At 71.7% G+C, this 26,014-nt stretch carries 25 protein-coding genes and 1 pseudogene; 18 read left to right on the plus strand and 8 right to left on the minus strand.

Going from position 1 to position 26,014, the window contains the following annotated elements; genetic code table 11:
* The first annotated feature begins 96 nt into the window (after nt 1–96).
* The 7 genes from OG574_RS36240 (at nt 97) to OG574_RS36270 (ending at nt 9,536) form a co-directional block, all read left to right on the plus strand.
* Nucleotides 97–942: a TrmH family RNA methyltransferase gene (locus OG574_RS36240; protein WP_326776639.1), complete on the plus strand. Its 846-nt coding sequence runs from the start codon at nt 97–99 to the stop codon at nt 940–942.
* 55 nt (nt 943–997) lie between these two features.
* A complete protein-coding gene (locus tag OG574_RS36245; protein ID WP_326776640.1) occupies nt 998–2,149 on the plus strand; it encodes a sensor histidine kinase in 1,152 nt (383 codons plus the stop codon).
* A 192-nt stretch (nt 2,150–2,341) separates the two neighbouring features.
* Nucleotides 2,342–3,466, plus strand: coding sequence for a phenylalanine--tRNA ligase subunit alpha (pheS, locus tag OG574_RS36250; protein ID WP_326776641.1), 1,125 nt, complete (start codon nt 2,342–2,344; stop codon nt 3,464–3,466).
* Nucleotides 3,466–5,976 carry a phenylalanine--tRNA ligase subunit beta gene (gene pheT / locus OG574_RS36255; protein ID WP_326776642.1) on the plus strand — a complete coding sequence of 837 codons (2,511 nt, stop codon included), beginning with the start codon at nt 3,466–3,468 and terminating at the stop codon, nt 5,974–5,976. Before pheS ends, pheT begins: the two co-directional genes overlap by 1 nt.
* 170 nt (nt 5,977–6,146) lie before the next feature.
* The gene (locus tag OG574_RS36260; protein ID WP_326776643.1) at nt 6,147–7,280 is read left to right on the plus strand and encodes a PP2C family protein-serine/threonine phosphatase; all 1,134 of its coding nucleotides are present in this window, start codon (nt 6,147–6,149) and stop codon (nt 7,278–7,280) included.
* Between the two features lie 286 nt (nt 7,281–7,566).
* Nucleotides 7,567–8,907: a transcriptional regulator gene (locus OG574_RS36265; RefSeq protein ID WP_326776644.1), complete on the plus strand. Its 1,341-nt coding sequence runs from the start codon at nt 7,567–7,569 to the stop codon at nt 8,905–8,907.
* Nucleotides 8,908–8,981: 74 nt separating this feature from the next.
* Nucleotides 8,982–9,536: an NUDIX domain-containing protein gene (locus tag OG574_RS36270; RefSeq protein ID WP_100597068.1), complete on the plus strand. Its 555-nt coding sequence runs from the start codon at nt 8,982–8,984 to the stop codon at nt 9,534–9,536.
* Here the strand turns inward: OG574_RS36270 and OG574_RS36275 are convergent.
* Nucleotides 9,533–9,790, minus strand: coding sequence for a hypothetical protein (locus OG574_RS36275; protein WP_326776645.1), 258 nt, complete (start codon nt 9,788–9,790; stop codon nt 9,533–9,535). The two genes, OG574_RS36270 and OG574_RS36275, sit on opposite strands and share 4 nt — an antisense overlap.
* A gap of 208 nt (nt 9,791–9,998) precedes the next feature.
* Nucleotides 9,999–10,859 (minus strand): 3-hydroxybutyryl-CoA dehydrogenase, encoded by an 861-nt coding sequence (locus OG574_RS36280; protein ID WP_326776646.1) that lies wholly within the window; start codon nt 10,857–10,859, stop codon nt 9,999–10,001.
* 175 nt (nt 10,860–11,034) lie between these two features.
* Between OG574_RS36280 and OG574_RS36285 the strand changes: the two genes are divergently transcribed.
* Entirely contained in the window at nt 11,035–12,243 is a 1,209-nt protein-coding gene (locus tag OG574_RS36285; RefSeq protein WP_326776647.1) for a glycoside hydrolase family 10 protein, read from the plus strand.
* A gap of 18 nt (nt 12,244–12,261) precedes the next feature.
* Here OG574_RS36285 and OG574_RS36290 read toward each other — a convergent pair whose 3' ends face one another.
* Together OG574_RS36290 and OG574_RS36295 are read right to left on the minus strand one after the other, a co-directional pair.
* The gene (locus OG574_RS36290) at nt 12,262–12,456 is read right to left on the minus strand and encodes a DUF1918 domain-containing protein (RefSeq protein ID WP_100597064.1); all 195 of its coding nucleotides are present in this window, start codon (nt 12,454–12,456) and stop codon (nt 12,262–12,264) included.
* A gap of 71 nt (nt 12,457–12,527) precedes the next feature.
* A pseudogene (locus OG574_RS36295) lies at nt 12,528–13,115 on the minus strand (DMT family transporter); the annotation flags it as partial.
* Nucleotides 13,116–13,231: 116 nt separating this feature from the next.
* On the opposite strand from OG574_RS36295, the gene OG574_RS36300 reads away from it, so the two are divergent.
* Entirely contained in the window at nt 13,232–13,681 is a 450-nt protein-coding gene (locus OG574_RS36300; protein WP_326776648.1) for a GNAT family N-acetyltransferase, read from the plus strand.
* A 79-nt stretch (nt 13,682–13,760) separates the two neighbouring features.
* Entirely contained in the window at nt 13,761–14,336 is a 576-nt protein-coding gene (locus OG574_RS36305) for a histidine phosphatase family protein (protein WP_326776649.1), read from the plus strand.
* Between the two features lie 9 nt (nt 14,337–14,345).
* Here the strand turns inward: OG574_RS36305 and OG574_RS36310 are convergent, their stop codons facing one another.
* Nucleotides 14,346–14,792: a DUF6314 family protein gene (locus tag OG574_RS36310; RefSeq protein WP_326776650.1), complete on the minus strand. Its 447-nt coding sequence runs from the start codon at nt 14,790–14,792 to the stop codon at nt 14,346–14,348.
* A 170-nt stretch (nt 14,793–14,962) separates the two neighbouring features.
* Between OG574_RS36310 and OG574_RS36315 the strand changes: the two genes are divergently transcribed.
* From OG574_RS36315 to OG574_RS36345, 7 genes are all read left to right on the plus strand, one after another.
* A complete protein-coding gene (locus tag OG574_RS36315) occupies nt 14,963–16,210 on the plus strand; it encodes a DUF6745 domain-containing protein (protein ID WP_326776651.1) in 1,248 nt (415 codons plus the stop codon).
* 75 nt (nt 16,211–16,285) lie between these two features.
* Nucleotides 16,286–16,771 carry a hypothetical protein gene (locus OG574_RS36320; protein WP_326776652.1) on the plus strand — a complete coding sequence of 162 codons (486 nt, stop codon included), beginning with the start codon at nt 16,286–16,288 and terminating at the stop codon, nt 16,769–16,771.
* Between the two features lie 81 nt (nt 16,772–16,852).
* Entirely contained in the window at nt 16,853–17,881 is a 1,029-nt protein-coding gene (argC, locus tag OG574_RS36325; RefSeq protein ID WP_326776653.1) for an N-acetyl-gamma-glutamyl-phosphate reductase, read from the plus strand.
* Between the two features lie 88 nt (nt 17,882–17,969).
* Complete coding sequence (gene argJ / locus OG574_RS36330; protein WP_326776654.1) at nt 17,970–19,121, plus strand: bifunctional glutamate N-acetyltransferase/amino-acid acetyltransferase ArgJ; 1,152 nt, start codon at nt 17,970–17,972, stop codon at nt 19,119–19,121.
* Nucleotides 19,118–20,053 carry an acetylglutamate kinase gene (gene argB / locus OG574_RS36335; RefSeq protein ID WP_326776655.1) on the plus strand — a complete coding sequence of 312 codons (936 nt, stop codon included), beginning with the start codon at nt 19,118–19,120 and terminating at the stop codon, nt 20,051–20,053. Before argJ ends, argB begins: the two co-directional genes overlap by 4 nt.
* Complete coding sequence (locus tag OG574_RS36340) at nt 20,050–21,252, plus strand: acetylornithine transaminase (protein WP_326776656.1); 1,203 nt, start codon at nt 20,050–20,052, stop codon at nt 21,250–21,252. Before argB ends, OG574_RS36340 begins: the two co-directional genes overlap by 4 nt.
* Nucleotides 21,253–21,269: 17 nt before the next feature.
* Nucleotides 21,270–21,809 carry an arginine repressor gene (locus OG574_RS36345; RefSeq protein WP_100597053.1) on the plus strand — a complete coding sequence of 180 codons (540 nt, stop codon included), beginning with the start codon at nt 21,270–21,272 and terminating at the stop codon, nt 21,807–21,809.
* 88 nt (nt 21,810–21,897) lie between these two features.
* On the opposite strand, the gene OG574_RS36350 is transcribed toward OG574_RS36345, so the two are convergent.
* The 3 genes from OG574_RS36350 to OG574_RS36360 all read right to left on the minus strand — a co-directional run bounded on the left by OG574_RS36350 (nt 21,898) and on the right by OG574_RS36360 (nt 24,306).
* Nucleotides 21,898–22,878, minus strand: a complete 981-nt coding sequence (locus OG574_RS36350) for a bile acid:sodium symporter family protein (RefSeq protein ID WP_199841984.1) — start codon at nt 22,876–22,878, stop codon at nt 21,898–21,900.
* Between the two features lie 126 nt (nt 22,879–23,004).
* Nucleotides 23,005–23,715, minus strand: coding sequence for a L,D-transpeptidase family protein (locus tag OG574_RS36355; RefSeq protein ID WP_326776657.1), 711 nt, complete (start codon nt 23,713–23,715; stop codon nt 23,005–23,007).
* A 3-nt stretch (nt 23,716–23,718) separates the two neighbouring features.
* The gene (locus OG574_RS36360; protein ID WP_326776658.1) at nt 23,719–24,306 is read right to left on the minus strand and encodes a pyridoxamine 5'-phosphate oxidase family protein; all 588 of its coding nucleotides are present in this window, start codon (nt 24,304–24,306) and stop codon (nt 23,719–23,721) included.
* Between the two features lie 257 nt (nt 24,307–24,563).
* Here OG574_RS36360 and argH point away from each other — a divergent pair, with 257 nt between their 5' ends.
* Nucleotides 24,564–25,991, plus strand: coding sequence for an argininosuccinate lyase (gene argH / locus OG574_RS36365; protein WP_326776659.1), 1,428 nt, complete (start codon nt 24,564–24,566; stop codon nt 25,989–25,991).
* The last annotated feature ends 23 nt before the right edge of the window (nt 25,992–26,014 follow it).

Raw genomic sequence — 26,014 nt, forward strand, 5'->3', positions numbered from 1 at the left:
TCGGCTGCGGGCCGTGGGGGCTGACCGCGCCCACGCGGCGGATCCGCACATGTCACAGCCCCGCGCCCCTTTGGGGCCGTACCCGAAAGTGAGTCAATGGCCGCCGCCCCCGAGTTGATCTCCCCCAAGTCGCCCCGCGTCAGTGCCGCGCGGCGGCTTGCCAAGCGGAACTTCCGGGGCAAGGAGCGGCTGTTCCTGGCCGAGGGGCCACAGGCCGTGCGGGAGGCCGCCGGGCACGCGGACACCCTCGTCGAGCTGTTCGCGACCCTCGACGCCGCCGAGCGCTACGCCGACATCGTCGCGGAGGCGCGCGACGCCGGCGCCCGGCTGCACCTCGCCGACGAGGACGTCATCGCCGACATCTCGACGACCGTCACCCCGCAGGGCCTCGTCGGTGTCTGCCGCTTCCTGGACACCCCGTTCGAGGACGTCCTCGCCGCCCGCCCCAAGCTCGTCGCTGTCCTCGCCAACGTCCGCGACCCCGGCAACGCCGGCACCGTGCTGCGCTGTGCCGACGCCGCGGGCGCCGACGCCGTGGTCCTGACCGACGCGTCCGTCGACCTGTACAACCCCAAGTCCGTGCGGGCGTCCGTCGGCTCGCTGTTCCATCTGCCGGTCGCCGTCGGCGTACCCGTGGAGCGAGCCGTACAGGGGCTCAAGGACGCGGGCGTACGCATCCTCGCCGCCGACGGCGCGGGGGAGGACGACCTCGACACCGAACTCGACCGCGGCACCATGGGCACCCGCACCGCCTGGATCTTCGGCAACGAGGCCTGGGGGCTCCCCGAGGAGACCCGCGAACTCGCCGACGCCGTCGTACGGGTCCCGATCCACGGCAGGGCCGAGAGCCTGAACCTCGCCACGGCCGCCGCCGTCTGCCTGTACGCCTCCGCGCGTGCACAGCGAGCCCCGGGAGGGTGCCGCTCCGTCACCCCCAGCTAGTAGTGTGGCGAGCTCGGAGGCCACAGCGCCCTTCCGAGAGGCGGGATACGGGGATATGAGCGTCGGCACGAGCAGAGCACCGGGGGCACGGGACACCCTGCGCCCGCCCGCGCCCCGATGCGGCCCCGACGACCTCGCCACCCTCGCCGACAGCGGCCTCCACCCCGACGACCTGCCCGACGGTCTCGTCGTCGCCGACGAGACCGGGCATGTCATCTGCTTCAACGCCGCGGCCGTCCGGATCACGGCCGTTCCCGCCGCCGACGCCCTCGGCCACCCGCTGGAGCGCGCGCTCCCCTTAGAGGACCTCGAAGGCCGCCGATGGTGGCAGCTGACCGACCCGTACGGCGGCCTGGCCATCCGCTTCGCCCAGCCCGAGCGCAATCTGCTGCTCCCCGGCGGGCGGGAGGTCCTCGTCTCGGCGCGGTACGTACGCACCGCGCCCACCGGTCCCGTCCGCCGCGTCGTCGTCTCCATCCGTGACACCGAGGCCCGCCGCCGCACCGAGCGCAGCCACGCCGAGCTGATCGCGACCGTCGCCCACGAGCTGCGCTCGCCCCTCACCTCGGTGAAGGGCTTCACCGCGACCTTGCTCGCGAAGTGGGAGCGGTTCACCGACGACCAGAAGAAACTGATGCTGGAGACCGTCGACGCCGACGCGAACCGCGTCACACGGCTCATCGCCGAGCTCCTCGACATCTCCCGCATCGACTCCGGCCGCCTCGAAGTGCGCCGGCAGCCCGTCGACATCGGCGCCGCCGTGGGCCGCCACATCCAGGCCCACGTCGCCTCAGGACAGCCGGCCGACCGCTTCCTCGTCCGGGTGGAACAGCCGCTGCCCGACCTCTGGGCCGACCCGGACAAGATCGACCAGGTGCTCAGCAACCTCCTGGAAAATGCCGTGCGCCACGGCGAGGGAACGGTCACCATCGACGTCATGCCCTCGGCATCACCCCGCGAGCGGGAGTGCGCCGGCACGTCGGTCACCGTGAGCGACGAGGGGCCCGGCATCCCGGAGGAGTCCATGAACCGCGTATTCACCCGCTTCTGGCGGGGCAGCAAGCGCGGCGGCACCGGACTCGGCCTGTACATCGTCAAGGGCATCGTCGAGGCGCACGGCGGAACGATCACGGTCGGCCGCGGGCCCGGCGGCGGCGCCCAGTTCCGATTTATGTTGCCCGTGGGGGCCCCGGCGTATCTGACCTAAACAGCCGCGCAGCGTCGAATAGGGCGGTGGCGGGCGACGGGTGGGAGCCTGAGCGGGCCCCCACGGGCGCATCGGCACACCCCACCCCCGTTAGACTCGGTCTTTGGCACTTTGCGTCCCAATCCTGAGACGAATCGTCTCCGAGTCGTGGACGGGGACCATCCGCCAAACCAACCGGAAGCACGGGAAGAGATGTCGGCACCGAATAAGTCGTACGACCCTGTTGAGGTCGAGGCCTTGAAACCGGAAGAGATCGAGCGCATGCGGGACGAGGCGCTCGCCGCCTTCGCGGCCGCGGACTCCCTCGGCGCGCTCCAGGAGGCCAAGGTCGCCCACACCGGCGGCACCTCGCCCCTGTCGCTCGCCAACCGCGAGATCGGCGCCCTGCCCCCGCAGGCCAAGGCCGAGGCCGGCAAGCGCGTCGGCATGGCCCGCGGCGCCGTCAGCAAGGCGCTCGCCGCCCGCCAGACGGAGCTCGAGGCCGAGCGCGACGCGCGCGTCCTGGTCGAGGAGGCCGTGGACGTCACGCTGCCCTACGACCGGACCCCGGCCGGCGCCCGTCACCCCCTGACCACGCTCTCGGAGCGCATCGAGGACGTCTTCGTGGCCATGGGCTACGAGGTCGCCGAGGGCCCCGAGGTCGAGGCGGAGTGGTTCAACTTCGACGCCCTGAACATCGGCCCCGACCACCCCGCGCGCGGGATGCAGGACACGTTCTTCGTCGAGGGGCCCAAGGGCCGCGAGACCGAGTCGAACGTCGTCCTGCGCACCCACACGTCCCCCGTGCAGATCCGGTCCATGCTCGACCGCGAGCCGCCGGTCTACGTGATCTGCCCGGGCCGCGTCTACCGCTCCGACGAGCTGGACGCCACGCACACCCCGGTGTTCATGCAGGTCGAGCTGCTCGCCGTCGACGAGGGCCTGACGATGTCGGACCTCAAGGGCACCCTCGACCACATGGTCCAGGCGCTCTTCGGTGAGGGCATGACGACCCGCCTGCGGCCGAACTTCTTCCCGTTCACCGAGCCGTCCGCCGAGATGGACATGGTCTGCTACGTGTGCCGCGGCGAGTCCGTCGGCAACCCGGACCGCCCGTGCCGCACCTGCTCCTCCGAGGGCTGGATCGAGCTCGGCGGCTGCGGCATGGTCAACCCCAAGGTGCTGACCGCGGCGGGCATCGACCCCGAGAAGTACAGCGGATTCGCCTTCGGGTTCGGCATCGAGCGGATGCTGATGTTCCGCCACAACGTCGAAGACATGCGAGACATGGTCGAGGGTGACATCCGGTTCACCCGGCCGTTCGGGATGGAGATCTGATGCGTATCCCGCTTTCCTGGCTGCGGGAGTACGTCGATCTCCCCGCCACCGAGACAGGCCGTGACCTGCAGGAGAAGCTCGTCGCCACCGGCCTCGAGGTCGAGACCGTCGAGCAGCTCGGCGCCGGCCTCAAGGGCCCCCTCGTCGTCGGTCAGGTCCTGACCATCGAGGAGCTGGAGGGCTTCAAGAAGCCCATCCGCTTCTGCACCGTCGACGTCGGCCAGGCCAATGGCACCGGCGAGCCGCAGGAGATCGTCTGCGGCGCCCGTAACTTCGCCGTCGGCGACAAGGTCGTCGTGGTCCTGCCGGGCGCCGTGCTGCCCGGCGACTTCGCGATCGCCGCGCGCAAGACGTACGGCAGGACGTCGCACGGCATGATCTGCTCCGGCGACGAGCTGGGCATGGGCGACGACGGCTCCGGCGGCATCATCGTCCTGCCGCCCGAGCACGAGGTCGGCACCGACGCGATCGAGCTCCTCCAGCTCGTCGACGAGGTCCTCGACATCGCCGTCACCGCCAACCGCGGCGACTGCCTGTCCCTGCGCGGCGTCGCCCGCGAGGCCGCCATCGCGTACGGCCTGCCGCTGCGCGACCCGGCGCTCCTCGACGTGCCCGCGCCGAACGCGAACGGCTACCCGGTCCAGATCTCCGAGCCGGCCGGCTGCGACCGCTTCACCGCGCGCACCGTCACCGGTCTCAACCCCGAGGCCCGCTCCCCGATCTGGCTCCAGCGCCGGCTGCAGAAGGCGGGCATGCGCCCGATCTCGCTCGCCGTCGACATCACCAACTACGTGATGCTGGAGCTCGGCCAGCCCCTGCACGCCTACGACCGCTCCCTCGTCCAGGGCACGATCGGCGTCCGCCGGGCCGAGCAGGGCGAGAAGTTCACCACCCTCGACGGCGCCAAGCGCGTGCTCGACGCCGAGGACCTGGTGATCACCGACGACCGCGGTCCCATCGGCCTCGCGGGCGTCATGGGCGGCGCCAACACCGAGATCGCCGACCACGCCGCCGACGCCGGCACCACCGACGTCGTCATCGAGGCTGCGCACTTCGACCCCGTCTCGATCGCCCGCACCGCGCGCCGCCACAAGCTGTCCTCCGAGGCGTCCAAGCGCTTCGAGCGCGGCGTCGACCCGGAAGCCGCGTCCGCCGCGGCCCAGCGCACCGTGGACCTGCTCGTGCTGCTCGCGGGCGGCACCGCCGACCCCGGCGTCACCGAGGTCATCGCGCCCTCCGGGCCGCACACCATCACGCTCCCGGCGGACCACCCCGACAAGGTCGCAGGTGTCACGTACGGCCGCGAGACCGTCGTGCGCCGCCTGCAGCAGGTCGGCTGCGACGTCTACGGCCAGGACAACCTGACGGTCACCGTGCCGTCGTGGCGTCCCGACCTGAGGGAGCCGAACGACCTGGCCGAAGAGGTCATCCGGCTCGAGGGCTACGAGAACCTGCCCTCGACGCTGCCGAGGCCCCCGGCGGGCCGCGGCCTCACCGAGCGCCAGCGCCTGCACCGCCGCGCCGGCCGCGCCCTGGCCGGTGCCGGTTACGTCGAGGCGCTGAACTACCCGTTCATCAGCGACGAGACGCTCGGCAAGCTCGGCATCGAGCAGGACGACCCGCGCCGCACCACGGTCAAGCTGGTCAACCCGCTCTCCGACGAGGAGCCCGCGCTCCGTACGACGTTGCTGCCGGGCCTCCTGGAGGCGCTGCGCCGCAACGACGGCCGTGGCTCGCACGACCTGGCGCTGTTCGAGACCGGTCTCGTCTTCCGGCCGACCGGTGACGAGCCGCAGGCCGTACGGCTGCCGATCGACCGGCGTCCCACCGACGAGGAGATCGCGAGCCTCGACGCCGCGCTGCCGCGTCAGCCCCGCCACGCCGCGGTCGTCCTGACGGGCGCCCGCGAGCAGGCCGGCTGGTGGGGCAACGGCCGCCCGGCCGACTGGGCGGACGCCGTCGAGGCGGCCCGCACCATCGCCCGCGAGGCCGGTGTCGAGCTGATCGTGCGCGGCGACCAGCACGCGCCCTGGCACCCGGGCCGGTGCGCCGCGCTGTTCGCCGTGGTGGACGGCGCGGAGACCCTCGTCGGCCACGCCGGTGAGCTGCACCCGCGCGTCATCAAGGCGCTGCACCTCCCTGAGCGCAGCTGCGCCATGGAGGTCGACCTCGACCGCATCGAGCGGGCCGGCACCGGAGCGCTCCAGGCGCCGCGGATCTCCACGTTCCCCGTGGCCACGCAGGACGTCGCGCTCGTCGTCGACGCCTCCGTGCCGGCCGCCGACGTGGAGCAGGCGCTGCGCGAGGGGGCGGGCGAACTCCTCGAGTCCCTCCGCCTGTTCGACGTGTTCACGGGCGAGCAGCTCGGTGAGGGCCGCAAGTCCCTCGCCTACGCGCTGCGCTTCCGTGCCGGCGACCGCACGCTGACCGTCGACGAGGCCTCCGCGGCCCGCGACGCGGCGGTGGCGCTGGCCGCCGAGCGCACCGGGGCGGTGCTGCGCGGGGCCTGATCCCGGCAGAGTGAGACGCAGTGAGGGGCACCTCCGGACCACCGGAGGTGTCCCTCACTCGTTCGGGTGAGAAGTGGCGGTGATCCGGTCCGATCGGGGCAGGCGGTCGACAGAATCATTGCGGCCGCAGGGCCGACCGCGCTGAACAGGGCCTTAGGGAGGCCGTCGGCATGATCCGTAACCATCCGAGGACGCCCTCCCGACCACCCCGCACCTTCTTCAGATCCCGGCTCGCCCGCTCCCGCTCCCTTCGCGTCCGCCGCGCGCTCGATCTGGTGCTGCCCACGGCCTGGGGCGCCGTGGCGATCACCTTCAAGCTGGCCTGCCCGCTCGCGCAGCAGACCGGACTCGGGGCGCGCATCGCGTCGAGCGCCGTGTTCTTCGCCGTCGGCACGGGTCTGATCCTCCATGTGCGGCGCGGCCTCCAGCGCGAACTGCGGCAGCTGCGCAGGATCGCGGGGGCCGCACAGAACGTGCTGCTGCGCCCGCTGCCGCCCCGCATCGACGGACTGGCCATCGCGGCGGGACAGCTCTCGGCCGACCGGGGCGCCACCGTGGGCGGGGACCTCTACGAGGTCATCGCCACCGACCACGGCGTGCGGGTCGTCATGGGGGACGTCCGCGGGCACGGCCTCGACGCCCTCGCGACCGTCGCCGCCGTCCTCGGCAGCTTCCGCGAGGCGGCGCACGACGAGGCCGAACTGACCTGCGTACTGAGGCGACTTGAGCGTGCCATGGCCCGGCATCTGCGCGAACGGTCACGGGACGAGCACCCCGCGGCCGGCGGCGCCGACCCCGTCAGTCCGGTCGCGGAGGAGTTCGTCACCGTGCTGCTCCTGGAGATCAGGCAGGACGGGGAGGTGCTGGCGCTCAACTGCGGGCACCCGTGGCCGTATCTGCTGCGCAGCCATGTGGGTCCCGCGGCTGTCCCGCGTGGCTACGCGGAGCTGGTCGTGGGCGGTGAGCCCCTGCCGCCGCTCGGCCCGTTCCCGCTCCCGGCCGAGCTGCCCGTCGTGGCGTGCGGGCACCTTCTTCCCGGGGAGGGGCTGCTGCTCCACACCGACGGGCTCGAGGATGCGCGGGACGCCCGCGGCCGGTTCTTCCCGCTGCCCGCCGCGCTCGCCGAGGCCGTGCGCGTCCAGCCGGTCGTGCCCAAGGCCGTCATCCGTACCGTGTACACCCAACTCTTGCGCCACACGGGCGGGTTGCCGGCCGACGACGCCGCGCTCCTCGTCCTGCGCAACGACCGCAAGCGAGTCCCCTTGCAGCAGGGGGAGCCCCGCGTCCACAGTGCTGCCCAGTGAACGGTGCCACCGAGTGACCTGATCCCGGGGGCGCCCGCTCCCCGGGGCGCGCCGTCCGCCGGCCGCGGGGTGTCGGGCAGGCAGCCGGTCGGACGGCGCGAAACGGGCCGCCGCACTGTACGAGGGGGAGCCGGCGGCCCGGCCGGCCTCTTGCGAGGCAGTTCAGTCAATCGAGTTGCATCACGCCACAAAAGAGTGCGCAACACCCGGATTCGGGCACTCCGTTCACACCCCGTGTGAAGCCCGCTCCACTAGGCTGACGGCACCGAGCCACCGGAGGGCCTCCATGCAGCCCAACACCTTGCTCGACGCGATCCTCGACGAGGCCGGGATCTCCCATGCGGGCCTCGCCGCACACGTGAACCAGGCGGGCCGTGCCAGAGGACTCGCCCTGCGCTACGAACACACCGCCGTCGCGCGGTGGTTGAAGGGACAGCGGCCACGGGGCCAGGTGTCCGACCTCATCTGCGAGGTCCTCGCCGCCCGCCTGCACCGCCCCGTCACCCTCGACGACATCGGCCTGGGCGTGCCCGGCGAACCGGCCACCCCGCACGGCCAGAGCCTGTCCGGATTCGTCGAGCGGGCCACCGCCCTGTGGCGCTCGGACGAACAGCAGCGGCCCCACATACTGGGCGCCCCCGCCGTCACCGGGACCCCGGCCGTGATGCCCGTATGGGAGTGGGAGAACCCGCCCGAGGACACCGATGTGTCACGCGGTGGACGTCACCGGGTCAGCGCCGCCGACCTGGAGATGATGCGCTCGGCCCGCACGCACTACGAGCAGATGTACCGCAAGGCCGGCGGCATCGCGACGCGCACCCGCATCGTCGGCTTCCTCAACACGGAGGCGGCGCCCCTGCTGCGCGGCAGCTACACCGACGAGACGGGTCGCCAACTGCACCGCGCCACCGGCGGCCTGGTCGCGATCGCGGGCATCTGCGCCTACGACTCAGACGCGCACGGCCTCGCCCAGCGCTACTTCCACCAGGCGCTGCGCCTCGCCAAGGCGAGCGGTGACCGCGGGCTCGGCGCCTATGTCATCGCCCTCCTGGTCAACCAGTCGCTCCACATGCGGCAGTACCGGCAGTCCGTGGCCTTCGCGGAGGCCGCGCTGCGGGCCGCTGGACGGCACATCACGCCCGCGCTCGCATCGGATCTGTACGCGATGCAGGCCAAGGCGTACGCGCACCTCGGCGACGGCACCAGTGCCCTGTCCTGCATCCGGCGTGCCGAGTCGGCCGCCGACCGCATCCGGCGCGGCCACGAACCGGACGAGACGGGCTATGTCCAGCCCGGACTCGTCAACGTGCAGGTGGCGGAGGCCCTGTTGAGCCTCGGCGACCTCACCTCGGCGCGCGAGCACGCGGCGGCGGCCGTGCACAACCCCGCCCACGACCGGGGACGCGTGCACCGCCTCGCCATGCTCAGCCAGATCGAGCTGAGACAGGGCAATGCCGAGAAGGCCGTCGCGATCGCCGTGGAGATGGCGGAACAGGCACGGGGAATGGAGTCGCAGCGGCTGCGCGACAGACTCCGGGCGGTACGCGAACACCTGGTGCGCAACGGCTGCGCCGGCACGGCCGAGGCCGCCGAACTCATCGACGGGGCACTGCGCGTACCGCTCTGAGCCCGACCCGCACCGCTCTCTCACGCTCCGCTGCTGGGATATTGCCATCTAACTCGGCGGAAGGTGGCAGAACCGTGCAGTGGACGAAACAGAACGAACAAACTGTGTATGAAAACCGCTGGTTCCGGGTCAATCTCGCGGATGTCGAGCTCCCGGACGGCCGGCATCTCGACCACTTCGTCATACGACTGCGGCCGGTCGCCGTGGCCACCGTGGTCAATGAGGCCAACGAGGTGCTGCTCCTGTGGCGGCACCGCTTCATCACCGACAGCTGGGGCTGGGAGCTCCCGGCGGGGGTGGTCGAGGACGGCGAGGACATCGCCGCCGCGGCCGCCAGGGAACTGGAGGAGGAGACCGGCTGGCGGCCGGGACCCTTACGCCATCTGATGAGCGTGGAGCCGTCCAACGGTCTCGAGGACGCCAGGCACCACGTCTACTGGGCCGAGGAGGGTTCGTACGTCGGCCATCCCGAGGACGACTTCGAGTCGGACCGCCGGGAGTGGGTCCCTCTCAAGCTCGTCCCCGACATGGTCGCCCGCGGCGAGGTCCCGGCCGCCAACATGGCGGCCGCACTGCTGATGCTGCACCATCTCAGGCTGGGGCAGGACGCCCCCGGCCTGCGGCGCTAGCGCCCGAACGCCTGCCAGACGGCAAGGCCGAGGGCGCCGGCCGCGGTGATCGCGGCGATGGCCTGCAGGGGCCATCGGGTGTGCTCGAGCGCGGCGACCCGAGTGCTCAGGTCGTCCTGATCCTTGACGCTCTGTTCATCGCGCTGGGTGAGCAACGCCAGCCTGCCGTCGACGCGGGCGAGACCCACATCGAGGCTGCGGCGTAACTCCGCGAGTTCTTCCGGGACCACGGGACGCTCGGGGTCGGCGGTCACGGGTCGGCTCCTTTCCGTAGTGGGCAGATCCGTTGTCCTACGCACGGAAAGTCAACTCGCCTGGTGGGTACGGCGGGAGAGTGTGCGATGGGCATATGCGGGCCCGGTGCGCACACGGTGTGCGAATGGTTCGGGCCCGGCGCTCCGAAGAGCGCCGGGCCCGAACTTTCGATTACGCAGAGTCAGCGCGGTGTCGAACCGCGCGCGATCACGAGTACTGGTAGAAACCCGAGCCCGTCTTGCGGCCGAGACGGCCCGCGTCGACCATCCGCTGGAGCAGCGGGGGAGCGGCGTACAGGGGCTCCTTGAACTCCGCGTACATCGAGTCGGCGACCGAGGCGACGGTGTCGAGGCCGATGAGGTCGGCGAGCTTGAGCGGGCCCATGGGGTGGGCGCAGCCGAGCTCCATGCCGTTGTCGATGTCCTCGCGGCTGGCGATGCCCGACTCGAACATCCGGATCGCGGAGAGCAGGTACGGGATCAGCAGCGCGTTGACCACGAAGCCGGAGCGGTCCTGGGCGCGGATCGCGTGCTTGCCGAGGACCTTCTCGACCAGGGCCTGGGCGCGGCTGATCGTGCCCTCGGAGGTGGTGAGGGCCGGGATCAGCTCGACGAGCTTCTGCACGGGCGCCGGGTTGAAGAAGTGGATACCGATGACGTGATCGGGGCGCGAGGTCGCCACGGCCAGCTTGACCAGCGGGATCGAGGAGGTGTTGGACGCCAGGATGGCGTCCTGCCGGGTGACGACCTGGTCGAGCACCTGGAAGATCTCGGTCTTGACCTGCTCGTTCTCGACGACGGCCTCGATGACGAGGTCCCGGTCGGAGAACTCCCCGAGGTCGGTGGTGAAGCTCAGGCGATCCTGGGTCTCGGCCAGCTCCTCCGCACTGATCTTGCCGCGCTCGGCCGCCTTGGAGAGGGAGTTGTGCAGCCGTGTACGGCCGATCTCCAGGGCCTCACCGGTGGTCTCCGCCACCATGACGTCCAGACCGGCGCGGGCGCAGACCTCCGCGATCCCCGCTCCCATCTGGCCGCAGCCCACCACTCCGACGCGCTGGATGTCCCCCATAGGGTCGGTCACCTCGTGCCTTTCGCTGTTCTCCGGCCGGCAGGACTCCCGGGTTCCGGCGCCTGCCTCGGCCCTGCACGTTACTCGGAACCTCCCGTACACGACGGGCCGGGTCAGGCATGCTGTCCCCAGTGCGGGCCGGACAGGCCGGGGCTGTTGGCCAGGGGGTGGGCGGATGAGGCATTTGTCACGCAGGGGCTTCGCGGTCGCGGCGGCGGCCGCGCTGACCGGGCTCGCCGCCGGGGACGCGGTCGCCTCCGGGTCCGGCCACGCTCCGGTGGCCCGCGACATGCGGGGCATGTGGCTGGCGACGGTGGCCAACCGCGACTGGCCCTCGAAGCCGGGCCTGAGCGCCGCCCAGCAGCGTACGGAGCTCATCGCGCACCTCGACACCGCGGTGGGCCGGCACCTGAACGCCGTGGTCTTCCAGGTGCGGCCGACGGCCGACGCGCTCTGGCCCTCCCCGTACGAGCCCTGGTCGGGCGTCCTCACCGGGGTGCAGGGCAAGGATCCGGGCTGGGACCCGCTCGGCACGGCCGTCGCGGAGGCGCACCGGCGCGGGCTCGAACTGCACGCCTGGTTCAACCCCTACCGCATCGCGAACCACACGGACCTCTCCCGCCTCGTGCCCACGCACCCGGCCCGCCGGCACCCCGACTGGGTCGTCCCCTACGGCGGGAAGCTCTACTACAACCCGGGCCTGCCCGAGGTGCGCAAGTTCGTCCAGGACGCGATGCTCGACGCCGTCCGCCGCTACGACATCGACGCCGTGCACTGGGACGACTACTTCTACCCGTATCCGGTCGCGGGCCAGGTCTTCGACGACGACGCGGCCTACGCGGCGCACGGCGGTAACTTCCCGGACCGGGCCTCATGGCGGCGCGACAACACCGACCGCCTCGTGCGCGAGATGGCCGCGAGCGTGAAGCGGATCAGACCACGCACCCAGTTCGGGATCAGCCCCTTCGGGGTGTGGCGCAACGCGGCGACGGACCCGCTCGGCTCGGACACGCGGGCCGGGGTGCAGACATACGACGACCTGCACGCCGACACCCGTAAGTGGGTGCGTGAGCACTGGATCGACTACATCTGCCCGCAGGTCTACTGGAACATCGGCTTCGCCGCCGCGGACTACGCGAAGCTCGTGCCCTGGTGGTCGGACGTCGCACGCGGGACAGGGGTGCGCCTCTACGCGGGCGAGGCGCTCTACAAGGCGGGCGATCCGGCGCAGCCCGCCGAGTGGCAGGATCCGGCCGAACTCTCCCGCCACCTCACCTTCGCCGAGCACTATCCGCAGGTGAACGGACATGTGTTCTTCTCGGCGAAGGAGGTGGGCGCCGACCGGATCGGCGCAATGGCCCGGGTGGTCGAGGACCACTACTAGGGCCTTTCGTCCGGAGGACTAGGGGGCCGGCTCCTCGTGCTGCACGACGGAGTCGGGACCCGGTGACATCACCGCCTCGTGGCCGTCCTGGAAGCGGACCCTGAACGGCGGCTCGCCGTCGTGGCCCATGATTTCGACGATTTCCGCGACCCGGTCGTGCTCGCCCACGGTCCTGCCGTGCACCCGCAGATGGTCGCCCTTCGTGGCACGCATCGTGAGTGACCTCCTCGTCCGTCGTCGACCCGTATCTCAAGAGTAGGACCGGGTCCCGGGGTTGGAGACCTTCAGCCGCGTGACCGTTGGGTCACTGCGATGCACACGAGAACGGCCGCCGCGGTCAGGGGCGCGGCGGGGGAGAGGTGCTCGCCGAGCAGGAACACCGACCAGACCAGGGTGAGCAGCGGCTGGGCCAGCTGGAGCTGGCTCGCCTTGGGGATGCCGATCACCGCCATGCCGCGGTACCAGACGACCAGGCCAAGGAACTGTGAGCCCACGGCCACCCAGAGCAGCCCCGCGACGGCGTGCCACGTCAGGTGCAGCGGCTCGTGGCCCAGCGCGACGACGGCCCCCGACGCGGCGAGCGGCAGACACATCACGAGCGCCCAGGCGATGACCTGCCAGCCCGGCATGACACGGGCCAGGCGGCCGCCCTCCGTGTAGCCGGCGGCGCAGACGAGGAGCGCGCCGAAGAGGTACAGGTCGGCGGTGGTGAGCGTGCCGCCGCTCTGCTGCACGGTGAACGCGATCATCGCGGCGGCGCCCGCGCAGGCCGCGATCCAGAAGCCGCGCGAGGGCCGCGCGCCGGTGCGCAGCGCCGAGAGCAGCGCGGTCGTCAGGGGCAGCAGGCCGACGACGACGGCGGAGTGCGCGGAGATCACGGAGGGCGTCCGCCGGCTGCGGGCCGTGTGCGACGAGGTACTCGAGTGAGCGACGATCGGCGCCCGAAACCGGCTCGACGGACACCGGCCCCGCCTGCAAATCTCGCGTCATGACCGACACCCACGCCACAGCCCCCGCACTCCCCGACGGCTACGAGATCTCGGCCGACACCGCCCGCATCGACGCCGACCGCGTGCACCGCTGGCTCTCCACCGACGCCTACTGGGCCATGGACCGCGCCCGCGAACACCAGGACCGGGCGATCGCGGGATCGCTGAACTTCGGGGTGTACGACTCCGCATCCGGCGAGCAGGTCGCGTACGCCCGTGTCGTGACCGACCACGCCACCTTCGCCTGGCTCTGCGACGTCTACGTGGACCGGGCCGTCCGCGGCAAGAACCTGGGCACCGCGCTCGTCGCCGCCGTCCGCGACCACCTGGAGCCGCTCGGCCTGCGCCGCATCATGCTCGCCACTCAGGACGCGCACGGGGTGTACGAGAAGGTCGGCTTCGCGGCGCTCGCCGAGCCGGGGAACTGGATGGCACTCGTCCTGCGGTGAGCGCGCGGCGGGGCGCATGCGGCTGGCATACGCCCCGTGGACCCTTGACCGCAGCCGTGGCACACCCCACGATCACCGCATGCCCGTTCGCGTGACGCTTCTGGCCGCCGCGCGCAGCGCCTCGCTGCTCGCCGAGCGCTTCGACGACGACCGGCCCCTCGACCACACCGGCTGGCACGAGGTGGAGCTGGCCTCGCCCGCGCTGGTGCCGCTCGCCGCGGCGGAGCTGCGCTACTGCGCGCCCACCGCCCGCAGCCGCGGCACCGCCGAGGCGCTGGGCCTCGCGCCCCTGTCCCAACTCGCCCTGCGTGACTGCGACATGGGCCGCTGGCGCGGGCGCACGCTCGCCGAGGTGACGGCCGTCGAGCCGGGCGCCGTCGACGCCTGGCTGCGCGACCCGCGCTCGGCGCCGCACGGCGGGGAGTCGCTGCTCGCGTTCATATCCCGGGTCGGCGGCTGGCTCGACACGCGGCCGAACGACGACGGGGCGACGGTCGTGGCGGTAGCCGAGCCGGCCGTCGTACGGGCGGCCCTCGTCTACGCGCTCAAGGCGCCCCCGTCGACGTACTGGAACATCGACGTCCGCCCCCTGTCGACCGCCGTCCTCACGGGGGGCGCGGGCCGCTGGAGCGTACGGCTCGACGCCGCGGCCTGAGTCAGGCAGTCAGGCCGCGGCACGCGCGTACTCGGTGGTGAGCACCAGGTCCTTCGCGGGGCCCTTGACCCGCCACTCCATCCGCCAGTGGTCCGGTCCCGTCACCTCGAACCCGCCGCGGTAGAGGTCCGCCGCGCAGGGGTGGTCCGCCGTGTGGCGGCCGGTGCGCAGGTCCAGATCGTGGAAGAAGCGGCCGTCGGAGAACCGCACGACGGCCGTGCCCGGCGCGTCGCCCGGCACGAAACGCAGGTTGCGCTCGGCGGGCCGGGCGGCGCCGTGCCACACGAAGGTGCCCGCCTCGTGGTGCAGCAGCCCGCCGCCGTCCTCGTACGTGAAGTCGGTGGTCCCGGAGAAGGTGCCGACCGCGTCGCCGGCGAGGTCGCGCACCGTTCGCTCGACGTGCCAGCGCCCCGCCAGATGGGCCAGCACGTCGGGAACCGGCCAGGCCTCACTCATCTCGTCCCACCCATCTCGTTGCACGTGCTTCCTATTTTGCCGCTCGCCGGGACCCCGCCCGGCGACGGGGTCCCGCCGCCGGAAATCCCTTGCGCCAGCCGCGCGGCCTCTGTCACGCTCTGCCGCATGACGACTGGAAAGGCGGACACCGCCACCCTTCGGTGAGCCCGGTGACGCGTCCCCGCAGGGGACCCTCGAAGATCACGTCCACCCCACCCCGCTCCTCAGGCGAGCGCGTCGAGCTGGCGGGGATCATCGCAGCCGACTGGCTCCGCCACGCACTGTCCGCGCGCCCCTCCGACCGGGCGCGCGCCGAAGCCGCCGTCACCGGCCTGTACCGGCGGCTCGGCGAACCCGCCCCCGACTTCGTCTGGGTGCCCTCTCCCGCCGCCGCGCGACCGGTTCTGCTCGACGCGCCGCACCGCTTCCGCCCGCCGCGCCTGCGCGGCACCCAGGCCCCCCGGCGCCCCACCGACTGGCCGCTGGTCTCCCGGCTCGCGAACCTGGTCGCCGACCTCCGCGACCGCCTGGACGAACGGACCGGGACGGCCATCGCCTGGCAGTCCTGGTACGGAACCACCGCCCCCAGGACCATGACCGTCCCCGAGGCACTCGCCGCGGGATCCCCGGTGCGCGACGTGGTGGACGCCGTCGGCCGCCACCCACTGCGCACGACCGTCGACGACGCGGTCCGCGCCCCGATCCGCGCGGAACTGATGCGCACCGAAGGGGAGGCGGCCGCCCTCACCTGGTACGGCCAGCACGACGCCGCGTGGATCGCCCACTACGACATACGTGCTCGCGTCGGCCTCGCCACCTACGCCCACGACGACGTGGCGCATCTCGGCCTGTGGGCCGAACTCGCCCGCTCCACCGGCTGGTGGTGGCCGGGCCAGGGTGTCTGCGTCATGTCCGAGCGGCCGGCCGAGATCCATACGGAATCCCAACCGGGCGCGTTGCACGGTGAGTTGAGGCTGCACCGTGACGACGCCCCGGCCGTCCGTTACGCGGACGGCGCCGCCGTGCACGTCCTGCACGGCGCCCACGTACCGGAGTGGGTCCTCACCGACCCGACCCCCGAGCGCATCCACGCCGAACCGAACGTCGAGGTCAGGCGCAGCGCCATCGAGCGCATCGGCTGGGCCCGCTACATCGGGCGCGCCGGGCTGCGTCTCGTGAGCTCGGCACCCGACCCCGGCAATCCGGACTCCGAGCTGCAGCTGTACGACGTGCCGCTCGCCCTGTGGGGAAGGCCCACGCGGCTGCTGCTCGCGGTGAACGGATCCGTCGAACCCGACGGGCACAGGCGCCGATACGGGCTGAGCGTCCCGGCCCACTTCGACGACCCGGTCGCGGCGGCCGGCTGGTCGTACGGCCTCTCCGGCGAGCACTACGCACAACTCCTGCGCCGCACGTGAGCAGTGACCACGCAGTGAGCGTCGACCACGCACGTGAGCGTTGACCCACCCCTCCACACACCCGAGGTGATGAACATGACCATGACTCTGCCCACGCCCCCGACCGCCCCGCCCACCCTCGCCGACCTCACCGCCCGCACCGGACTCGACGTCCTCGACCACCTCGAACGCGAGGTGACCATCCCGGTCGTCGACGGCCTCCAGGCCCAGGGCGACCTGATCGTCATCCCCTACGCGTTCGTCGCGCGCCATCTCCGCGAACCGTGGCGCTCCGACTGGCAGCGCGTCCCCGCGGCCGGGATCGAGCTCCTGCGCAGCGCCGCGGGCGGCCATCCGCACACCCTCGTCGCGGACGAGGGTGTGTGCCGGTGGACGGCCCGCGTCGTCGACCCCACGGGCCTCGCGCTCGGCATGATCGAGAACACCGCCGTCGCCTATCTCATCCACCCCGAACACGGCGGCACCGGCATCGCCCCCGGCCGCTACCTCGTGCGCCGCCAGCGCGAACGCGCCGCGTCGCGCCAGGGGTGGCGGGGCGGGGACATGCTCGTCGCCGACTGACGGCCCGCGTCCGCGGCGATCACCCGCATTGCATAAACGTGCATCAGTGCGTATAGTCATGCCATCCAAGAGGAGGGTTCCATGGCGGTACGCGTAGCAGTGGCAGGAGCAAGCGGATACGCGGGCGGAGAGCTGCTGCGTCTGCTGCTCGCTCATCCCAATGTGGAGATCGGCGCCCTGACCGGCAACTCGAACGTGGGGCAGCCCCTCGGTGCGCTCCAGCCGCACCTGGTGCCGCTGGCCGACCGGATCCTGGAGCCGACGACCGCCGAGGTGCTCTCCGGGCACCACGTGGTCTTCCTCGCGCTGCCGCACGGGCAGTCCGCCGCCGTCGCCGAGCAGCTCGGCGAGGACACGCTCGTCGTGGACATGGGCGCCGACTTCCGGCTGAAGGACGAGGGCGACTGGGAGAAGTTCTACGGCAGCGCGCACGCCGGGACCTGGCCCTACGGGCTCCCCGAGCTGCCCGGCGCGCGCGCCGCGCTGGAGGGCACCAAGCGCATCGCGGTGCCCGGCTGCTACCCGACCGCCGTCTCCCTCGCACTCTTCCCCGCGTACGAGGCCGGGCTCGCCGAGCCGGAGGCCGTGATCGTCGCCGCGTCCGGGACGTCCGGTGCGGGCAAGGCGCCCAAGGCGAACCTCCTCGGTTCCGAGGTCATGGGCTCCATGTCCCCGTACGGCGTGGGCGGCGGCCACCGGCACACCCCCGAGATGATCCAGAACCTGGGCGCCGTCGCCGGTGTGCCGGTCTCCGTCTCCTTCACGCCGACGCTGGCCCCGATGCCGCGCGGCATCCTCGCCACGTGCAGCGCCAAGGCGAAGCCGGGCGTGAGCGCCGAGAGCGTACGGGCCGTCTACGAGAAGGCCTTCGCCGACGAGCCGTTCGTGCACCTGCTTCCGCAGGGGCAGTGGCCCGCGACCTCGTCCGTGTACGGCTCGAACGCCGTGCAGGTGCAGGTCGCGTACGACTCGGCGGCCGGCCGGATCATCGTGATCAGCGCCATCGACAACCTCACCAAGGGCACCGCGGGCGGCGCCCTTCAGAGCATGAACATCGCCCTCGGTCTCGACGAGACCACAGGGCTTACCACGATCGGAGTCGCGCCGTGAGCGACGCGCGCGCAGCCGCCGGGCCGCAGACAGGAACGAGAGCCGCGCCGCTGCGCTGCGCGGGCGGAGAAGCGAACGAGGAGACAGCGTGAGTGTGACGGCAGCCAAGGGATTCACGGCCGCGGGCATCGCCGCCGGGATCAAGCAGAACGGCAACCCGGACCTGGCCCTCGTGGTCAACAACGGGCCCCGCCTGGCCGCCGCGGGCGTCTTCACCTCCAACCGCGTGAAGGCGGCGCCGGTCCTGTGGTCAGAGCAGGTCCTCAAGGGCGGGCTCGTGTCCGCCGTCGTCCTCAACTCCGGTGGCGCCAACGCCTGTACGGGCCCGAAGGGCTTCCAGGACACGCACGCCACGGCGGAGAAGGTCGCGGAGGCGCTCGGCCTGAACGCGGGCGAGGTCGCCGTCGCTTCGACCGGCCTCATCGGCGAACTCCTCCCCATGGACAAGCTCCTGCCCGGCGTCGACACGGCGGTCGCCCAGCTCAGCGCGCACGGCGGTGAGAAGGCCGCCGTCGCCATCAAGACCACCGACTCCGTGCACAAGACCGCGGTGTTCGAGGGCGACGGGTGGACGGTCGGCGGCATGGCCAAGGGCGCGGGCATGCTCGCTCCCGGCCTCGCCACCATGCTCGTCGTCCTGACGACGGACGCCGACCTGGAGGCCGACGTCCTGGACAAGGCCCTGCGGGACGCCACCAAGGTCACCTTCGACCGCGTCGACTCCGACGGCTGCATGTCGACGAACGACACCGTGCTGCTCCTGGCCTCCGGTGCCGCCGAAGTCGCCCCCGAATACGCCGAGTTCGCCGAGGCCGTCCGCACGGTCTGCGACGACCTCGGACGCCAGCTCATCGGCGACGCCGAGGGCGCCAGCAAGGACATCAGGGTCGACGTCGTCAACGCCGCGACCGAGGACGACGCCGTCGAGGTGGGCCGCTCCATCGCCCGTAACAACCTCCTCAAGTGCGCGATCCACGGCGAGGACCCCAACTGGGGCCGGGTGCTGTCCGCGATCGGCACGACGTCCGCCGCCTTCGAGCCCGACCAGCTGAACGTCGCCATCAACGGCGTCTGGGTCTGCAAGAACGGCGGCGTCGGCGAGGACCGCGAGCTCGTCGACATGCGCTTCCGGGAGGTCGTCATCACCGCCGACCTGGCGGCCGGCTCCGAGACCGCGACGATCTGGACCAACGACCTGACCGCGGACTACGTCCACGAGAACAGCGCGTACAGCTCATGAGCACGACGCGGAAGCACACCGCGCTGCCCAAGGCGCAGATCCTCATCGAGGCGCTGCCCTGGCTCACCCGGCACCAGGGCAAGACCGTCGTCATCAAGTTCGGCGGCAACGCCATGATCGACGAGGACCTCAAGGCCGCCTTCGCCCAGGACGTCGTCTTCCTGCACCACGCGGGCCTCAAGCCCGTCGTCGTGCACGGCGGCGGACCGCAGATCAGCAAGGCCCTCGACCGGCACGGCATCGTCAGCGAGTTCAAGGCGGGCCTGCGGGTCACCACCGAGGACGCGATGGACGTCGTGCGGATGGTCCTGGCCGGCCAGGTGCAGCGCGAACTCGTCGGGCTCCTCAACGAGCACGGCCCGCTCGCCATCGGCCTCACCGGCGAGGACGCGCACACCATCACCGCCACCAAGCACCAGCCCGAGATCGACGGCGAGCTCGTCGACATCGGCCGGGTCGGCGAGATCACCGCGATCGACACCGGTGCCATCGAGGCCCTGCTCGCCGACGGCCGCATCCCGGTCGTCTCCTCGATCGCCCGCTCCCAGGACGACGGACATGTCTACAACGTCAATGCTGATACGGCGGCTGCGGCACTCGCCGCGGCGCTGGGCGCCGAGACGCTGATGGTCCTGACCGACGTCGAGGGCCTCTACGAGGACTGGCCGAACTCCGACGAGGTCATCAGCCGGCTCACCGCCAGGCAGCTGGAGAAGCTCCTTCCCGAGCTGGCCAGCGGCATGGTCCCGAAGATGGAGGGCTGCCTGCACGCCGTACGCAATGGCGTGACGACCGCCCGCGTCATCGACGGCCGGGTCCCGCACTCGATCCTGCTGGAGATCTTCACCGACGAGGGCATCGGCACGATGGTCGTGCCGGACGCCCCCGAGGCCACCGACGTGAGCGCCATCGACGCACAGGGGGAGTCATGAGCAACCAGGAGCTGACCGCGCGCTGGCAGGGCGCGCTCATGGACAACTACGGCACGCCCCGGCTGCCCCTCGTCCGCGGTGCGGGCGCCAAGGTGTGGGACGCCGACGGCAAGGAGTACGTCGACTTCGTCGGCGGCATCGCGGTCAACGCCCTCGGTCACGCGCACCCCGCGGTCGTCCGGGCGGTCACCGAGCAGATCGCCTCCCTCGGCCATGTCTCGAACCTCTTCGTCGCCGAGCCGCCCGTCGCGCTCGCCGAACGGCTCCTCCAGCTCTTCGGCCGGTCCGGCCGCGTGTACTTCTGCAACTCGGGCGCCGAGGCCAACGAGGGCGCGTTCAAGATCGGCCGACTGACGGGCCGTTCGCACATGGTCGCCACCCAGGGCGGCTTCCACGGCCGGACGATGGGCTCCCTCGCGCTGACGGGCCAGCCCGGCAAGCAGGAGCCGTTCGTACCGCTGCCCGGCGACGTCACGCATGTCCCGTACGGCGATGCCGAGGCGCTGCGGGCGGCGGTCACGGAAGAGACCGCGCTCGTGATCATCGAGCCGATCCAGGGCGAGAACGGCGTCGTCGTGCCGCCCGCCGGCTATCTCAGGGCGGCCAGGGAGATCACCCGGGCCACCGGCACTCTCCTCGTCCTCGACGAGGTGCAGACCGGCATCGGCAGGACCGGCCACTGGTTCGCGTACCAGGCGGAGGAGGGCATCGACCCCGACGTCGTCACGCTCGCCAAGGGGCTCGGCGGTGGACTGCCCATCGGCGCGACCGTCGCGTTCGGCGAGGCGGCCGAGCTGCTCAAGCCCGGTCACCACGGCACGACGTTCGGCGGGAACCCCGTCGCCTGCGCGGCCGGCCTCGCGGTGCTCGACACCGTCGCGGGCGAGGGCCTCCTGGAGAACGTGAAGCGCGCCGAGGCGCGGTTGAGGGACGGAATCGCCTCTCTCGGGCACCCGCTCGTCGGCCACGTAAGGGGCGCCGGGCTCCTCCTGGGTATCGTGCTCACCGAGCCGCGCGCGCCCCAGGTGCAGCAGGCGGCTCAGGACGCCGGCCTCCTGGTGAACGCGCCCGCCCCCGATGTCGTACGGCTCATGCCGCCGCTCAACCTCCGCGACGACGAGGTGGACACCTTCCTCCAGGCGCTGCCCGGCGTTCTGGACAAGGCCCTCGAAGGGGCCGACGGGGAAGGACGATCCTGAGGAATGGGACGACGACGATGAGTCAGGCGCAGGACAACGAGCACGCCGCGGGACCCGCCGTGCCGCAGACCCGCACCGCGCGCCACCGCCGGATCGTGGACATCCTCAACCGGCAGCCGGTGCGCTCGCAGAGCCAGCTGGCGAAGCTGCTCGCCGACGACGGCCTCACGGTCACGCAGGCGACGCTCTCCCGGGACCTGGACGAGCTGGGCGCGGTCAAGATCCGCAACACCGGCGGCGAGCTGATCTACGCGGTGCCCAGCGAGGGCGGCTTCCGCACCCCGCAGGCCCCGCTCGGCGGCTCGGCCAAGGAGGAGCGGATGCGGCGGCTCGCGGGGGAACTGCTGATCTCCGCGGAGGCCTCGGCGAACCTCGTGGTCCTGCGCACCCCTCCCGGCGCCGCCCAGTTCCTCGCGTCGGCGATCGACCAGGCGGAACTCCAGGTCATTCTGGGCACGATCGCGGGTGACGACACCTTGATGCTGATCAGCCGCGACCCGGCCGGCGGGCAGGCGCTCGCCGACCATCTGCTGCGGCTCGCCCAGAACGACCACTGAGTGCCCTGGATCCGAGTGCGCTGAATGGTTCTGGCTCGCGCCCCGGACCGCCCGATGTTCACGGGTGGTCCGGGGCGCTGCCGCGTTCTCAGGCCTGCTCGGCGCGGCGCGCCCGGTACGACATCCAGGCCGCGACCAGGGCACCCGACACGTTGTGCCACACGGAGAACACCGCCGCCGGGAGCGCCGCGAGCGGGCTGAAGTGGGCCGTGGCGAGCGACGCGGCGAGCCCCGAGTTCTGCATACCGACCTCGAACGCCATCGCGCGGGACGCGGGCGCCCCGAGGCGGGCGAGCTTTCCGGCGCCGTAACCGAGTGCGAGGCCGAGACCGTTGTGGAGGACGACGGCGAGCAGGACGAGCCCGGCCGCCGACTTGATCGCCGTCGCGCTGCCGGCGACGACCACGGCCACGATGACGGCGATCGTCAGCGCCGACAGCCAGGGCAGGAAGCCGAGCACCCGGTCGACGTACCGGCCGAGGACCAGGCGTACGACGAGCCCCGCGACGACCGGCAGCAGCACGGTCTTGAGGATGTCCGTGACCATCGACCCCGCGTCCACGGGCAGGAACTCGCCCGCGAGGAGCAGGGTCAGCGGCGGTGTGACGAGCGGGGCGAGCACGGTCGAGACGGTGGCGACGGAGACGGACAGGGCCACGTCGCCGCGCGCCAGGTAGGTCACCACGTTGGAGGCCGTACCGCTGGGGGCGCAGCCCACGAGGATCACGCCCGCCGCCAGCTGGGGCGGCAGGTCGAGGGCGTTGGCTATCAGCCAGCCGAGCCCCGGCATGATCACGTAGTGCGCGACGAGTCCGAGGCCGACGGCCCAGGGCCGCTTCGCGACGCCCTTGAAGTCGTGCGGGGTCATCGTGAGCCCCATGCAGAACATCACCACACCCAGCAGGTACGGGACGTTCGTCTTCCAGCTCACGAAGGCGTCCGGCAGCGCGAGCCCGATACCGCCCGCCGCGAGCACGAGTACGGGGAACACGGTGACGGCCAGGCGGGCCGCGCGGTTGCCGGTGTCCGTCGGCCGGGTCTGCTGAGGGGTCAGTTGTTCGGTCTGCACCGGGCGATGCAACGCCGTCGGCCGGTGTGCCCGCAACCCTGTCTCGTTATGTGGTCCCTACATCTTCATGGGATCGCCACACATTCGCCTTCACGGGTGGGCGCAATCAGTGGTGAAGGTGCCGCCTCAGTAGTTCGTGATCGCCGTCGGGCCGCTCGCCGTCCCGATCGCGATGTGCGGTCGCCGGCCGGGCTCGGCCCAGCGCAGGATCCGCCGCATCGCGTCCGCCGGGACCGACACGCACCCGGCCGTCGCCCCGCGCCCGTTCACGTGCAGGAAGATCCCCGCTCCGCGGCCGCGCACCGGCTTGTCGTAGTTGTAGGCGATGACGAAGGCGTGTGCGTACTGGGTCGCGTACGACACGAGGTGCTCGGACTCGGCGGCGCGGCAGTCGGCCGGGCGCGGCTCGGTCCAGCGGTTGTAGGACCGTGAGTCGTTGTCCTGGCACCACCACGAGTCCTGGTGCACGCGCCGGTAGGCGGTGGCCGTGCCGGTGGGCGCGGGCTCGATCCCGAAGGCGTAGGGCAGGCCGTACAGACCCGTGGGTGTCGTGTACGTGCCCTGCTTGCGCGAGCCCCCGTCGGCGAGGCCCTTCGACCCGAACCGCGCCGCCGCCGAACCAGCCGCGACCCACTTCCCGTCGCGCCGGTCCCACCAGGTGACGGTGCCTGTGGTGGAGCCCGTGCGCGCGGCCTGTGCGGTGACGAGCTGGGAGCCGCCGCCCGTGTCGGCCATCCGCGCGGGCAGCGGCGCGGGCCCGCCGGGCGGTGCAGCACCCAGGATCAGCAGGGCGGTCGTCGCGGCCAGGGAGGCGATGGTGACGGATCGTGAACGCATGTGTCAGACGGTAGTCGGAGGCAGTGGAAGCGGCAGCCCCGGAAGTCCGTCGATGCTGTGCTCGATGTGTTCCTTCTTCTTGAAGTACTCGCTCAGGGAGGCGTCGTCCTCACGCGCGAAGCGCTTCCCGTGCAGATCGCGGTCCGCGTCGTACGACATGAAGGGGACCGCGTATCCGCAGCTGTCGCGGATGAGCTCGGCTGTGACGACGATGATCGCGCGCAGGCCGTGCCGGGTCGGGTCGATATGGGGGAAGTGTTCGAGCAGCTCCTTGAACCTGGCGTCGCCACGGAAGACGGGTTCGCCGTGGCCGTGCACCCGGACGATGTTCGGAGGGCCCTGGAAGGCGCACCACATGAGGGTGATGCGGCCGTTCTCGCGCAGGTGCGCGATGGTCTCGGCGGTGCTTCCGGCGAAGTCGAGATAGGCGACGGTCCGCTCGTCGAGCACGGCGAAGGATCCGGTCAGCCCCTTGGGGGAGAGGTTCACCGTGCCGCCTTCGGAGAGGGGAGCCGTCGCGGTGAAGAACATGGGCTGCGCCTCGATGAAGGTGCGCAGCCTGCCGTCTATGCGTTCGTAGGTCTTTCCCATGGTTCTGGATTATCGACCCGAGATCGTTCGCCTGTCTAAGAATTTCACGCGCGCGTCTCAGTCCGTGGAGCGCTCGATGCGGGGGTCGATTGACGAATCATGCAGTCCAATGCATACTCATGCATGACGTCATCGACGTCTTCGCCCTGTCCTCGAAGAGCGCGGCGAAGCGCGACCTCGCCTGATACCCGTTACGGGAAGGGGCGGGACGGGGAAGAGAAAACCCGCCCCGCGTCACCGCACATCTAGGAGCAACCGTGAGCAGCAACACCGGCGATGTCCGCCTCTGGGGCGGCCGGTTCGCCGACGGCCCCGCCGAGGCCCTGGCGAAACTCTCCGCCTCGGTCCACTTCGACTGGCGCCTGGCGCCGTACGACATCGCCGGCTCCCGCGCCCACGCGCGCGTGCTGCACAAGGCGGGCCTGCTCACCGAGGACGAGCTGACCCGCATGCTCGCCGGCCTCGACCAGCTCGAAGCGGACGTGGCGGACGGCTCGTTCGTCGGGACGATCGCCGACGAGGACGTCCACACGGCGCTGGAGCGCGGCCTGCTGGAGCGCCTCGGCGTCGACCTCGGCGGCAAGCTGCGCGCCGGCCGGTCCCGCAACGACCAGGTCGCCACGCTCTTCCGGATGTACCTGCGTGACCACGCGCGCGTCATCGGCGGCCTCGTCACCGACCTCCAGGACGCACTGGTCGGCCTCGCCGAGGCGCACGCCGACGTCGCCATGCCCGGCCGTACGCACCTCCAGCACGCCCAGCCGGTCCTGTTCGCGCACCACATCCTCGCGCACGTCCAGTCCCTGTCCCGGGACGCCGAGCGGCTGCGGCAGTGGGACGAGCGCACGGCGGTCTCGCCGTACGGCTCCGGCGCCCTGGCCGGTTCGTCGCTCGGCCTCGACCCGGAGGCTGTCGCGAAGGACCTCGGCTTCGAGCGCGGCTCGGCCGCCAACTCCATCGACGGCACCGCGTCGCGGGACTTCGTCGCGGAGTTCGCCTTCATCACCGCGATGATCGGCGTGAACCTCTCGCGCATCGCCGAGGAGATCATCATCTGGAACACGAAGGAGTTCTCCTTCGTCACTCTCCACGACGCCTTCTCCACCGGTTCTTCGATCATGCCGCAGAAGAAGAACCCGGACATTGCCGAGCTCGCCCGCGGCAAGTCCGGCCGCCTGATCGGCAATCTGACCGGCCTGATGGCCACGCTCAAGGCCCTCCCTCTCGCGTACAACCGCGACCTCCAGGAGGACAAGGAGCCGGTCTTCGACTCCTGCGACCAGCTCGAGGTCCTGCTGCCCGCGTTCACCGGCATGATGGCCACGCTCACGGTCAACCGGGAGCGGATGGAGGAGCTCGCCCCGGCCGGCTTCTCGCTCGCCACCGACATCGCCGAATGGCTCGTCAAGCAGGGCGTGCCGTTCCGCGTCGCGCACGAGGTCGCCGGCGAGTGCGTCAAGGAGTGCGAGCAGCACGGCATCGAGCTCGACCAGCTGACGGACGACCAGTTCGCGAAGATCTCCGAGCACCTCACGCCCGAGGTGCGCACCGTCCTCAACGTGCAGGGCGCGCTCGCCTCGCGGGGCGGCCGGGGCGGCACCGCTCCTTCGGCCGTCGCGGTGCAGCTTGCCGAGGTGAAGGACGACCTCGCCGTGCAGCGCGCATGGGCCGAAGCCAAGTCCTGACCTGCCTCTTGTGCGGCCCGGCC

This window comes from Streptomyces sp. NBC_01445, from assembly GCF_035918235.1.
Lineage (GTDB): Bacteria > Actinomycetota > Actinomycetes > Streptomycetales > Streptomycetaceae > Streptomyces.